Consider the following 13,173-nt stretch of genomic DNA (forward strand, 5'->3'; position numbering starts at 1 on the left):
CCAATATCACGTTAGGAGTGCAATTTGTTGCCCAAAATACTGTTTAGGGAATGGGGCATGGGGAATGGGGCATGGGAGACAAGGAATAACCCATGCCCAATGCCCAATGCCCGATGACTATTAACCTTTTCCTCCTGTAAAGGTGACGCTTTGAATAAAGTAACGGTTAAAAAATGCGTAAATACCTAAAACTGGTAGGGTGAAGACCATAGAAGCCGCCATAATGTAGTTCCAATAGCTGATGTATTGACCTTTGAAGGTGTTCAGCCCCAAAGGAAGGGTAAACATTTCTGGGTCGAATAGGATAACTATAGGCAGTAAAAAATTATTCCAACTCCCCATAAACACAAAAACTGCCTGTGCTGCTAGTGCTGGTTTTGCCAAAGGTAAGACAATGTGTCGAAAAATTCCAAAAGTATTTAAGCCATCGAGTTGCGCTGCTTCTTCTAGTTCTTTAGGAAAATTAACGAAAAACTGCCGCATCATGAAGATAAAAGTGGCATTAATCATGCTAGGTACAATCATGCCTTGATAAGAATTCAGCCAGCCGATCGCTTTCAAAATCAAAAATGTGGGAATCAGGGTGATTTGCGTCGGTACTGCTAGTACTGCCAATATTAGGAAGAACCAAAAGCGCTTGCCCACAAAGCGCAGTCTTGCCAAAGCATAACCAGCCATTGAATTTAACAACAAGTTTAAAAGCGTAACGCTGACGGCGATCGCTACACTGTTGAATAACCAGCGCCAAAATAGCGGTTCTTGGAGAAGGATTTGCCTGTAGTTGTCAAGAGTAAAATTCTTGGGGAGAAAGTTGGGTTCACCACTGACAATCTCTGTTAGTGGCTTAAATGATGCTGAAAGTGCCCAGAGAAAGGGAATTAGGGTAATAATGGCATAGAGTGTCAGTAAGACGTACAACAGGGCTTTGAGCCAGGGTAAGCCAGAGGTGTTAGTCAAATTCGTTCGCCTCCGAAAAGTCGCCGCTGAATCAAAGTGATGGCAATGATGACTACTGTTAACAAAAATGCGATCGCACCTGCATATCCCATTTGTAAATTCCGAAATACAGCTTGATAAATCAGCAGCACTACAGTTAAGGTAGCGTTGTTTGGCCCGCCAGTACCGCCAGAGAAGATGTAAGACTGGTCAAAAAGTTGAAAAGTGCCAATTACCCCTACTGTCGCCACAAAGAAGGTTACAGGCTTAAGCAAGGGAAGAGTAATGTGGATAAATTGTTGCCATCCATTTGCGCCATCAAGTTCCGCAGCCTCATAAAGTGTTTGAGGTATATCTTGCAACGCCGCCAGATAAATCACCATAAAAAACGGCGCGGTTGACCAAATGTTCATGATTGTGATGCCTTTGAGTGCAACTGCTGGATCGCCCAACCAGTTATAAGTAGGTAGCCCCACAAAAGCAAGAAAATCGTTTAGTAGCCCATCAGTGTTATAAATCCACATAAAGATGAGTGTCAGCACTGCTGAAGAAGTGACTGTTGGCAAAAAATAAAGAATGCGCCACCAGTTTTTACCGCGAATCCCAGAATTCAGAGTTACTGCCAGAATTAAAGCCAGGATAGTTTGAGTTGGCACAACAATAGCTACATATTCGGCTGTGTTTCTCAAAGCGATCCAAACTCTTTCATCTTCAGCTAATCGCGTGAAGTTCCGAAAACCAATGAACTCGTACTCAATACCGCCAAGAAGTTGGACTTTTTGTAAGGAAAGAAAAACGGCGTAGAGAATAGGTAAGACTACGAAAGTCCCCAGAACTAGAATGGAGGGCATCATGAACATATACCCAGCCAAGTCTTCGGTGATGTTCCACCTGGAGTTTCTGCGCCGCCTGTTGATTTCAAACACTATTGAACCTCCGCTTAATCCCGCATTAACCCGACTGTAGCGATGGGTTGTGCATGATTATTTATCGTACTCCTGTCACAAAAGCATTCAATCCTCATTTTGTAAGGAAAAGATTATTCTGCTTTGGGAAAAGGTTAGAAAATTGTTGAAAAAACTGCTTAACTTAGCTCTTGTTTTCTTTATGGGCTATGCACTGGAGTGGAATTTTTATCTTTAGAGAAGGTTTCTGTATATCATCTGATAAAAAATTACCAATTTTATCAAAGGATTATTCATTGTAACTGAACCTTAGGTATTGTAAACTTCCTGTGAAAATAGGTACTATTTAAAAATAGAGATTTTAAATGATGCTTCATTCACTCAGAATGTGGATTGTTCCACTAGTTTTGACCTCAATTAGTCTTTGCTCAAATGTAAGCAGAGCAACAGCAAAGACCATTTATCCATTTATTGGCAATTATCGGACAACAGTTAATATTACGCCTATATCAGGCAACGTTTCGCAGGTATTTGAGGTTGGTTTGAGTGATGATGCCCCCTATGATTTAGGATTATACAAAGGTTTGACATACTCCGTAATTGATGACAAGGGAAATCTCACTTTTAACAATAATCCAGAAGTATTTGGTGTCCAAGGTTTCCCATTAGGCTACATCGTGTTTGGCGACGGTGATAACAAGTTATTTGGAACTAGTGATGCCAGTGCCTCAGTTAATTTTGATAATCTGACAGCCAAAGGTTCTGGCATTGTGAATATCACTGGCGGTAAGGGCATATTCCAAAATGCTATAAGCACACTATTGTTCTCCGAAGAGGACATTGTTAATTTAGGAGCAACTACTACCTTGAATGGTCTAGCTCTAGTCAGCGGCTCTATCGAAGTTCCTCAAGAAATTCCAGAACCAACAACCATCATGGGGGTAGTAGTAGCGTTTGGTGGATTAGCTATTGGTTCGTTTGCAAAGCGAAAGAGAACTGCTAGAAAACAATATTAGTGGCAAACATTAAAGTATTTATAAACGCTTTAATTCTGATTATGGATGCTTTAATGTTTACAAGATCGGAACTTCGAGAATTTGAGAATAAATGAATACTTAGGTTCAAGGAATATGAGACTTAACTTACAATCTCACCTTTACAGGGCTGTTTCGACACGATTCAAAAATTCGCTCAAGACTTGTAAGAATCGTTCCGTCTCTTCCAGATGAGGCATGTGTGAACTATTTTCAAACATTACCCACTCAGAGCCAGAAATACCCTGGTGAACTGTTTCGATACAAGTAGGCGTAACCTCATCATAGCGACCGGAAAGCAGCAGTGTAGGCACGAGAATTTCACCAAGGCGGTCTTGAATATTCCAGTCGATGATTTTGCCAGCACCCCGAAACTCTGTACCAACTTTGCTGTAGGCTCTAGTTAAGCTGCTGGGCCAAGGGTCTACTCGGCAAAGAAAAGAATGATTGAATACTTCCATTGCCTGTTTGTATTCGGGGTTTTGAGTAGTACCATCGGCTTCGTGTTTACGAATGATTTCTTGTACTTCCATTGGTAGCTCATTCATCAGGTTATAAGCTTCAGTTACAAATTGTCGAATGTTAGAAGGCGTACTAGATAGAACGAGACTGACTAACCCAGTCGGTTGAGAAAGAGCATGTTCCAGCGCTAAACAACCGCCCCATGATTGTCCAAAAAGATGAATTTGGTCTAAATTTAAGGCACTGCGGACGGTGAAGAGTTCTTCTTTAAACAAATCAATGGAATATAAGTCGGGGTCTGTGGGGCGATCGCTATTACCACACCCTAATTGATCGTAAAAAATCACCCGCCTTCCAGTTGCGGCGATGCCTGCGGCGGGAGAAGCCAACGCTTCTAATGGTTCTAAGTAGTCGTGGGGTACTCCTGGGCCTCCGTGAAGACACAGCAACGGTAGCTTCCCAGAATCTTCTTGGTCTGGTTTGATAATTCGATACCATACCTGATGACCACGAAATGAGATAAAACCTTCAAGGGCAGAAGTGTTAGACATGGCACAAAAATTATTTGACATTATAATAGTCGACTATACGTAGATAAAAATAGCAAATGGCGATCGTCCGCCCAAGAATAATTGATTACCACGGCATTTCAGCTACCCAAGCACAGCTAGATTTTGCCATAGCATTTCTAGATGAAGATATTCCCCTTTACGTTGACCCTTTTCTTTTATGGAAGTCTCCCTCACAACAAGACCAATCACTTCATACCTCTATAATTAATTCCTTTAATAACCTAAACTTTCTTGTTCATAAAGGCAAAGCAGATCAGGCTCGTGACAACCTCATTCTTGCATCTGAATGCCAAGAGGTTGGACTTGGATTGTCAAAAAAACGAAAAGGTATAAAAATTAGCCGTAATAAAGCAGACGAAATTCTCTCTCTATTTAAGAAAATTCCTGAGTATGGAAAATATGGATTTGTTCACTTTGAAGAAATCCAGTTTTATGTAGATGGAATTGCGAGAGATCGGAGCAGTGATATTTGTTGTAATTTTATTAAATCATTTTTAATAGACTTTACAATACAACAATGCGAACAACTAGAGATACCAATTGATAAAGCTGTTATTTTGGGACTTTATGACTACCGTCAAAACTTATTTATCTTAGATAAGGAAATTACATTGCCTGTAAATCCTGAAACTAAAGAGCCTTTAATATTTGTTCCTAAAAGATGGCTAAAATTTTCTCCTTGGATCAACTTTGAAGACTACTTTAAGGATTACTGTCCTCGTGATGAAATCTTTAATCCTGGTGAACCAGAAGAACGTGTTAAGGTTCTAAACTTCAATAGAGAGAATTATGGCATTGTTCAGGAATATATCAAGGTAAAAGAGCGAACTCAGGACAACTGTAAAAACGATCCGCTCTTTAAACAGATTCCCGTCTTGTCCGCTAAACGGAAATTAGGTGAAATACAAAAGCTACCAACAGGAAAAACGGATGAAGCAGACATTAAATACGAAGATTACATCTGTCAACTTCTTGCATCGCTTTTCTATCCAGACCTTGACTTTGCAGCAAAGCAGAGTCGTACAGAATCTGGAAGACTGATTCGAGACCTCATTTTTTACAATAATAGGTCAATTGATTTTCTCCAATATATTCATCAAGACTATGGTAATAGACAGCTTGTTTTTGAGTTGAAGAACGTCAAGTCAATCGAGCGTGAACACATTAACCAACTTAATAGATATCTTGATTCTGGTCTTGGTAAGTTTGGTGTTATCGTGACCAGAAACCCTCTTTCAAAAGCAATGTTCGGCAATACTATTGATTTATGGTCTGGACCAAGACGATGTATCATTACGCTTACAGATGAGGATATCTCGTTAATGGTTAATATTTTTGAGAGTAAACAACGTTCACCAATTGATGTTATTAAAAAGAAGTATGTGGAATTTCGTCGAGCTTGTCCCTCATGAAAATAATAATATATGAAGCGTAAAGATGTTGACGAATTTGAAAAACTATCGGGACAAGTTCAGAGTATTTATGAGGAACTTTCTGTATTGTCTAAGAAATCTCCTAATGATGCCGTAAATAAATTTAAACTCAACTTTATTAATAAATTGCTTAATACCTCAAATGAATTTCTTAGTAAAAAGTATCGAGCTTTTGAAGATTTTTCAGAGTTTGACACAGATAATATACCACAAAATAGTGATGTAGTTTTAATTCTCTCACAATATTTATAATGTTTTGAAAAGCTGCGTGCAGACAATGTAAAGTTCCAGAGTGGAAAATGGCATTGGGTAGTAGATGCTGAAAGAGATGAAACGGGAGATGAATTAGGCAAAGTTTATATTAGAACAACTTGCCCAAAACGATTAAGAGAGTAAATAAAATATTTATGAATCCAAAACTTCAAAAGCAGACAAGTAGTGAAAATGTTGAACTGTACGAAATCATAATTCCTCTATTACGTGCTATGCAATCAGAGTTCAAAGAACTGAGCAAGAAGAAGCCAGAGGCTGTGCTTAATAAGAGTAAAATGAAAATTGTTAACCGACTTCTACAAAGCAGTCGTAAAATACTTGCATCAGAGGCATCGTTTGACTATCTTGATCTAATTGATGAAGATGATGTTCCTCAGAATAGTGATGTAGTACTGATGCTATCTCAATACGTTGCTGCCATGAGTCAGTTTAAATCGACTTATTATGGTTCTGATGGTGAAAAGTATCGTTGGTTTATTGATAAATAATGCTCTCAAACTTGATCGATAGCATTTAAGTATAGTTGACAGTGGATACTCTTAAGTTACTCCATCGCCTTAATCTGCTGATTAGCATCATTCTCTGCCTTCAGCATCGCTTGCTTTAATGGTTGTTGTCCCAACAAGGCGCTGACAAACTGGTTATCAAAGTTATTCACGATCGCACTTGGATACTGACCTACCTGCCACGATGTAGCATAATTTACACCCGCTACTAATGGCGATCGCAACGGATCTTGGTCATAGCCTAAGTTCTTTGCTACTGATTTACGTGTTGGCAAAGCAAAACCTGTTCCTGTCCACTTTTGCATTCCTTGTTTACCCGTGAGATAAGAAATCAACTCCCAAGCTTCGGCTTTGTGTTGTGCTTGCTTATTCATCACGTAGGCAACGGTAAACACCATTGTACCTTTTTTGCCATTAATAGTAGGCACTTGTGCGGTAGCAAAATCTACTTGGGGGAAGGTTTCAGTTAGATAGGGAATTGCCCAGTTACCTTCAATCACCATCGCCACTTTATTCTGACCAAACATTTCACTACCTGAGTTTGTCCCTACATCAGATTTTTGGGCAGAGGAGCGGTCTTTTTGATACTGGTTTACTACCAACTCTAAACCCTGTAAACCTGCTGCACTGGCAAAGGTAGCATAACCATTTCGATTTACGAGTTGTCCACCAAAAGCTTTTATTTTATAAGCTTGACGTGCCAATTCTGAAATTTCGCCAAAACCGTATTTGTTAAGTTTGCCTGTCAATTGTTTCGAGTAGTTACGTAATTCATCCCAAGTCACTGGGGGACTACTTAAGCCTGCGGCGACAAATGCCTTTTTGTTATAAAACAGGGCTAGGGTGGAATAGTCTTTGGGAAGACCGTAAATCTGATTTTGGTATTTGAAACTGTCGAGTAGGGTATCCTCAAAATCTGCGAGGTCAAATTCGGGAGTAATGTAACTTTCTAACGGTTCTAAGACATTCTGACTCATTAAGAAAGGAGCTTCCAGTGCGTCTAGATAAAAAACATCAGGCGCAGCTTCTCCAACCAAACGAGTTTTGATTACATCCATGTATTGATCGGAAATTACCTCATATTTGACCTTAATAGTTGGATGTTGTGCTTCAAAGTCTTGCAGTACTTGTCTCAAGAGTTTTTGCTCAACAGGAGAACCTCCCCAACCACTAAGTTTAATGGTGACTGCGGTAGATACTAACGGTTTGCTTGGCAATTGTAGGCTTTGACAAGCAATAATAGCGATCGCGATCGCCATCACCAATGCCAAAAAATTAAATAATCCTTTATTGTTCACAAACAAATAATACGTCTCTTTCCTCGCTCATACCTTGTGTTATTAAGGAGTGATGTGTAAATTATTTGAAATTTTGGTTAAAATTTGCAAGCTAAAATAACGAAAAATTATCAGTGATGCTAATTAAAGCATACTGAAATCCTTTGCAATTTGATTTATCCGAGGATACTTCACCCATAATCTATGTTTACGGATTCTGTTCAGATTGAAACAACTGCGCCACTGATCCTGGAATATACCCAGACTGCCTCACCACCAATCGCAATTTCAAACTCTCGAATTTCCAAGGATACTATTCGCACTAGTTTAAAAGCTTCCACTGCGGATTCTGTCTTAGCATCGGTTTACTCTCTTGGAACTGGCGGGATTTTACTCAGCAATTTATTGGTGGAATTGGGTGCTAGTCCAGTGGTATTTGGAATGCTGTCCTCTATTCCCATGTTGGTCAATCTCATTCAGCCGTTGGGTGCTTACTTGTCTGAACACAGCACCAGCCGCTTTCAATATTCGCTTCGGACACACGGAATTGGTCGGTTGCTATGGTTGGTTTTAGTAATTGGTATTGCCAGTGTCAGTTGGGGAGTGCTTAATACTCACCAGCTAGTCATATTGACACTCTTGATTGTTCTATTTAGTAGTCTTTTGGGAGGACTAGGAACTGCATCGTGGCTAAGTTGGGTAGCAATGATAGTTCCCCGTCAATTGCGAGGCAGGTATTTTGGCACACGTAATAGTGCCGCTAGTCTAACTAATTTGGTTTGCGTACCAATGGCTGGTCTAGTTGTATCACATTGGTATGGGGGAACTCTACAAGGTTATGGAGTAGTTCTACTGACAAGCATTGTCTTTGGCATTGTGGGATTGGGGTGTCAGTATTTCCAAGTGGATATGAATCCGCAATCGCAAAACACTTATTATGGCAAGTCATCACAAATCAGTGAAATTCAATTAGAGGTTGTAAAAGATGAATCTTCTGAAGTACTTCAATCAATTCATCTGCCACAAGATCAGTCAGCTAACAGCATCTGGAAAAACTCTAACTTTTTGATATTTCTGGTGTATTTCAGCTTTTGGACGCTTGCTGTTAACCTTAGCAGTCCTTTTTTTAACCTTTATATGCTTGACACTTTGAATTTAGATGTCAGCTATGTCACTATCTACAACAGTCTTCAGGCGGGGGCAACTTTGCTGATGCTTATCCTGTGGGGAAAATTAGCAGACAAGATAGGTAATCGTCCCATCCTCATCTGTATTGGGATTTTGGTTGGAGTCACACCACTCTTGTGGCTAGGGATTGGTGTGAATCGCCTTGATATTTGGTTGTGGTTGCCACTACTACACATCTTGACTGGAGGTACTTGGGCGGCAATTGACTTGTGTAGCAACAATATACAATTGGGCATTGCACCAATTAAAAATCAGTCTATCTATTTTGCGATCGCAGCTGCCGTTGCTGGAGCTAGTGGTGCTTTGGGCACGACTATAGGCAGCTTTCTCGTCCAATTTGCTCAGTCTGGAGGCATATTAGGCTTGTTTGCTCTCTCAGGTATATTCCGACTAGTAGCCCTTGTTCCACTCATATTTCTTCAAGAGCCGGAGAGAGCGTGAAGAAGTAGGGAGGACAAGGGGGACAGGGGGACAAGGGGACAAGGTGACAAGGTGACTAAAGTTAGAACTTGCAACAAGTCTTTCCCTTTCCCTTGTCCCCAATTCTCTTTGTCTCCAAGTCTCTTCTTAATGCCCAATGCCCCATGCCCTCATGCCCTATGCCCTATGCTCTATTCTGCGGCAGTAGAAGTCAAGGACATAGTTTCCCACAAAACCATGTGAGGTGTTGTTAATACAGGCTGGTGTAGGGCAATCAGCTGGGCTAAGGTGTTCTTTAATTGGGTACGGGGTACGATATCATCAACAAAACCATGCTGGAGCAAATCTTCAGCAGTCTGGAAATCTTCGGGTAGTTTTTCCCGTAGTGTTTGCTCAATCACTCGCCGACCTGCAAAACCAATTGTTGCCTTGGGTTCTGCCAAAATTATATCGCCCAACATTGCAAAACTAGCGGTAACGCCGCCCGTTGTCGGATTGGTCAAAACAGGAATATATAATAGTCGAGCATCTTTATGGCGCTGTAAGGCTGCGGAGATTTTTGCCATCTGCATCAAAGAGAGCATACCTTCTTGCATCCTCGCCCCACCGGAGGTGCAGACGATAACCACAGGATAGCGTCGTTGAGTGGCTTGCTCAATCATCCGAGTGAGTCTTTCTCCCACAACCGAACCCATACTACCACCCATGAAGCGGAAGTCCATAACCCCAAGGGCAATGGGCAAACCATTGATTTGACCTAAGCCAGTTTTAACTGCGTCTATTAAGCCAATTTTTTCCTGCATTTCCCGCAAGCGATCGCTGTAGGGTTTGCGATCGCGAAATTCCAGGGGATCGGTTGGACGCAAATGCTCATCCAGCGGTTTCCAGGTATTGTTATCTATCAATTGACGAATGCGCTCATCGCTATCTACGCGATTATGATGGCCACATTCGACACAAACCATCTGATTAGCTTTTAAATCTTTTGTATATGTCAACACGCCACACTTGGAACATTTATGCCATAAACCATCAGCAATTTCGCGCTCTTGGCGTTCCAGGCTGGTAGGTCCTGACTTCCGTCGATTTGCAAACCAATCAAATAGAGACTTTAAACCACGTGATTCTTCGTTGTTAGCCATTTTTTATTTTATTTTAAGTGGGTATGAGGTCAAAAACATGTCAAACCGTATTTGGTTATCCTTAGTCATTAGTCATTTTTCTTTATTAAGACCAATGGCTATATCGTCAAACTAAGCTTTTAAGCAATTGAGACCTTAATTTTCATCTTTGGTTGCCAGCTTAACGAAAATACTTATACCAATACAAGTCTCTTGCTCTTTTTTTCAGCAGACTTAATTATATGGACGTAGTGACAAAGCCATGAGAATACTAACCTCCAAAAAAGATGCTCTCCCCCTCCTACCCAAATCAATTATTCGTATTGCTAGGTTCTGAACAATCAGCATCTGTTGTACTAGTTGCGCTTGCCAACGGTTAATCGCCGTTAAGAGGGTAATACAAGTCACAAGCTGAATATTATCAAAATGGGAAAGGTAGATGGGGTAATGTTGGTTACAGTCACGAATCATAAATATTTCTTATGAAAGGGGATTGGGCATGGGGCATGGGGCATTGGGCATTGAGAAGAGACTTGGGGACAAGGAGAATTGGGGACAAGGGGAAGGAAAAGACTTGTTGCAAGTTCTACTTTAGTCACCTTGTCTCCTTGTCCCCCTTTCCCCCCAACTTCCCAGATCCCCTGCTCCCCCTTCCCCACTACAATTCATGAGGCTGGAAAGAATAACCGCAGGTAGCTAGACAAAATGGCTTCACCGCTAAATAAAGTAATCACAGATCCTAAAGCCAGAAAAGGACCAAAAGGTATCTTTTGTCCTAATTTTTGTCGTGATCGCTGCATAATCAAAACACCGATGCCAATTAATGCTCCTAGCGCACAGGCAATAAAACTAGCCAAGAGCAAATATTTCCAGCCTAACCAGGCTCCCATCATCGCTGCTAACTTGGCGTCACCTGCACCCATTGCAGTTTTACCAAAGGCAATTGAACTCAATAGGGCAATGACATCAAACAGCCATAATCCTAATACTGCACCAACGATAGCGATTATCAGGTGATTCACCAATGCCACAAAACTACCCTCTGGTAGAAAACCAACTACCATTTGAAACAAAATCCCCACCACTAAACCCGACTGAGTAAGTGGGTTGGGTAGGGTCATTGTATCTAAGTCAATAAGTGATAGCGCCAATAACCAACTGCAAAAAGCCCAATAGCCTATTGTTAAAGTCGAAACTTGAAATACCAAAAAAATTAGTAAAAAAATTATGCCCGTTACTCCTTCTACCACAGGATAACGGACAGAAATTTTGCTTTTGCAATATCGACACCTCCCTCTTAAGGAAATCCAGCCGAACACTGGTATATTGTCGTAAGCTTTTAGCTGGTTTAAGCATTTAGGACAACGAGAAGGTGGCCAAAGAATTGACAACCCAGTAGGTAGCCGATAAACAATAACATTGAGAAAACTACCGATAGATGCACCCAAAGCAAAGACGATTACACTCGCCGGGATGGCGAACAAAATGTCCATATAGTCATTTGTCCTGTGTCCTTTGTCCTTTGTCCTTTGTCCTTTGTCCTGTGTCCTTTGTCAATAACTAATGACCAATGACCAATGACCAATGGACTAATACATGTGTGATTCAATTTGACTTAAGGGCACAAAACACTCTTGAGGTAGAAGAACTGGTTGGTTAGTAAAAATAACCTTACCTCGATGAGTCACACGATTAATTGCTACACCGGAAGGTTGCCCAGCTATTTCGGGATGGACTTCACAGTGAGTATAGTATATCTGCCCAGCAGCTCTGATTACAGCAGGATCAATCAAAGGCGATTGGTTCTTTGGGGCGGTAAAGTTTACTTGACCTTGTCGTAATGCGTACACTATCGACTGTTATTTGATTGCTAGATTTCACTTTAGTCTACCCGAAACTTATAGCAAAGGTTGCCAAGTTGCCCAAGTTAATCTATAAAATTATTTTTCTTCAATAGCTTTAATGAGTGAGTCTCCCATAGCACGGCAACCCAGGAGGTTTTTTCCTGGAGAAATTATATCCCCGGTGCGATCGCCTTGTTCTAAAACTTGCAATACGGCTTGTTCAATATGAGCTGCTGCCTTTGGCTGGTCTAAACCGTAGCGTAACATCATCGCCACACTCAAAACCTGTGCTAAAGGATTTGCCTTATCCTCTCCAGCGATATCTGGGGCGGAACCATGTACTGGTTCAAACACACCAGGCCCAGAAGCGCCTAAACTAGCTGAGGGTAACATCCCAATACTACCCGTGAGCATGGCAGCAGCATCAGAGAGAATATCACCAAACAAATTGCCTGTGACGATGGTATCGAATTGCTTGGGAGCGCGTACTAACTGCATAGCAGCATTATCTACATATAAATGAGAGAGTTCGATATCTGGATATTCTTGAGAAAGTTGGGTGATGCGATCGCGCCACAGTTGAGATACTTCTAATACGTTCGCCTTATCTACCGAACAAAGTTTTCCACCGCGTTTTCTAGCCGCTTCAAACGCCACCCGCCCAATGCGTTCAATTTCCGATTCGGTGTAAACCATTGTATTTACACCGCGTTTATCACCATTTTCTGTAGCAAAAATCCCTTTAGGTTTACCGAAGTAAATCCCACCAGTGAGTTCGCGCACCACCATAATATCCACACCTTCGACAATTTCGCGCTTCAAAGTTGAAGCGTCGATTAGCTGGGGCAAAATTTTCGCTGGACGCAAATTGGCAAATAATTCTAAACCGGCACGTAACCCTAACAAACCTGCTTCTGGGCGTAAATTGGATGGTAGGGAATCCCACTTATAACCACCAATCGCAGCGAGTAATACAGCATCACTGTTACGGCACGTATCTAGAGTGGCAGATGGTAAAGGTTCGCCTGTAGCGTCAATTGCTGCACCACCGATGAGGGCTTCTTGATATTCAAACTTTAGATCAAATTGGTTCCCTACGACTTTCAGCACATCTACCGCCACTGCCATAATTTCAGGGCCAATGCCATCGCCGGGGAGTAGAGTAATGCGGTAGTTCTGGGTCATAGCTGATTATTACTAGG

The 13,173-nt window shown here is 41.3% G+C and carries 14 protein-coding genes; 5 read left to right on the top strand and 9 right to left on the bottom strand.

The annotated features are described in order from the left end of the window. Window positions 1-120: 120 nt before the first annotated feature. Window positions 121-957 carry a carbohydrate ABC transporter permease gene (locus V7K89_RS17790; RefSeq protein WP_335189326.1) on the bottom strand — a complete coding sequence of 279 codons (837 nt, stop codon included), beginning with the start codon at window positions 955-957 and terminating at the stop codon, window positions 121-123. Continuing rightward, window positions 954-1,862 carry a carbohydrate ABC transporter permease gene (locus V7K89_RS17795; protein WP_335189328.1) on the bottom strand — a complete coding sequence of 303 codons (909 nt, stop codon included), beginning with the start codon at window positions 1,860-1,862 and terminating at the stop codon, window positions 954-956. The genes V7K89_RS17790 and V7K89_RS17795 overlap by 4 nt, the downstream gene beginning before the upstream one ends. A gap of 344 nt (window positions 1,863-2,206) precedes the next feature. On the opposite strand from V7K89_RS17795, the gene V7K89_RS17800 reads away from it, so the two are divergent. Then, a complete protein-coding gene (locus V7K89_RS17800) occupies window positions 2,207-2,857 on the top strand; it encodes a hypothetical protein (protein ID WP_335189330.1) in 651 nt (216 codons plus the stop codon). Window positions 2,858-2,997: 140 nt separating this feature from the next. Here V7K89_RS17800 and V7K89_RS17805 read toward each other — a convergent pair whose 3' ends face one another. Continuing rightward, window positions 2,998-3,888, bottom strand: a complete 891-nt coding sequence (locus tag V7K89_RS17805; protein ID WP_335189332.1) for a proline iminopeptidase-family hydrolase — start codon at window positions 3,886-3,888, stop codon at window positions 2,998-3,000. A gap of 56 nt (window positions 3,889-3,944) precedes the next feature. Between V7K89_RS17805 and V7K89_RS17810 the strand changes: the two genes are divergently transcribed. The 3 genes from V7K89_RS17810 to V7K89_RS17820 all read left to right on the top strand — a co-directional run bounded on the left by V7K89_RS17810 (window position 3,945) and on the right by V7K89_RS17820 (window position 6,103). Then, window positions 3,945-5,321 carry a hypothetical protein gene (locus V7K89_RS17810; RefSeq protein WP_335189334.1) on the top strand — a complete coding sequence of 459 codons (1,377 nt, stop codon included), beginning with the start codon at window positions 3,945-3,947 and terminating at the stop codon, window positions 5,319-5,321. A 12-nt stretch (window positions 5,322-5,333) separates the two neighbouring features. Continuing rightward, on the top strand, window positions 5,334-5,594 hold the full coding sequence (locus V7K89_RS17815; RefSeq protein ID WP_335189336.1) for a hypothetical protein: 261 nt from the start codon (window positions 5,334-5,336) through the stop codon (window positions 5,592-5,594). Between the two features lie 155 nt (window positions 5,595-5,749). Beyond that, complete coding sequence (locus tag V7K89_RS17820) at window positions 5,750-6,103, top strand: hypothetical protein (RefSeq protein WP_335189338.1); 354 nt, start codon at window positions 5,750-5,752, stop codon at window positions 6,101-6,103. A 56-nt stretch (window positions 6,104-6,159) separates the two neighbouring features. Here V7K89_RS17820 and V7K89_RS17825 read toward each other — a convergent pair whose 3' ends face one another. After that, entirely contained in the window at window positions 6,160-7,380 is a 1,221-nt protein-coding gene (locus tag V7K89_RS17825) for an ABC transporter substrate-binding protein (protein WP_335189386.1), read from the bottom strand. 222 nt (window positions 7,381-7,602) lie between these two features. Between V7K89_RS17825 and V7K89_RS17830 the strand changes: the two genes are divergently transcribed. Then, entirely contained in the window at window positions 7,603-9,027 is a 1,425-nt protein-coding gene (locus V7K89_RS17830) for an MFS transporter (protein ID WP_335189340.1), read from the top strand. 170 nt (window positions 9,028-9,197) lie between these two features. Here the strand turns inward: V7K89_RS17830 and accD are convergent, their stop codons facing one another. The 5 genes from accD to leuB form a co-directional block, all read right to left on the bottom strand. Next, complete coding sequence (gene accD, locus V7K89_RS17835) at window positions 9,198-10,148, bottom strand: acetyl-CoA carboxylase, carboxyltransferase subunit beta (RefSeq protein WP_335189342.1); 951 nt, start codon at window positions 10,146-10,148, stop codon at window positions 9,198-9,200. 213 nt (window positions 10,149-10,361) lie between these two features. Continuing rightward, entirely contained in the window at window positions 10,362-10,598 is a 237-nt protein-coding gene (locus V7K89_RS17840; RefSeq protein WP_335189344.1) for a hypothetical protein, read from the bottom strand. Between the two features lie 194 nt (window positions 10,599-10,792). Next, window positions 10,793-11,620 (bottom strand): prepilin peptidase, encoded by an 828-nt coding sequence (locus V7K89_RS17845; protein ID WP_335189346.1) that lies wholly within the window; start codon window positions 11,618-11,620, stop codon window positions 10,793-10,795. A 96-nt stretch (window positions 11,621-11,716) separates the two neighbouring features. Continuing rightward, window positions 11,717-11,977 (bottom strand): hypothetical protein, encoded by a 261-nt coding sequence (locus tag V7K89_RS17850; protein WP_104908437.1) that lies wholly within the window; start codon window positions 11,975-11,977, stop codon window positions 11,717-11,719. 90 nt (window positions 11,978-12,067) lie between these two features. Beyond that, window positions 12,068-13,156, bottom strand: coding sequence for a 3-isopropylmalate dehydrogenase (gene leuB / locus V7K89_RS17855; RefSeq protein WP_335189348.1), 1,089 nt, complete (start codon window positions 13,154-13,156; stop codon window positions 12,068-12,070). Between the last annotated feature and the right edge of the window lie 17 nt (window positions 13,157-13,173).

Origin of the sequence: Nostoc sp. (assembly GCF_036917515.1) — a bacterium.
Classification (GTDB): Bacteria; Cyanobacteriota; Cyanobacteriia; order Cyanobacteriales; family Nostocaceae; genus Nostoc.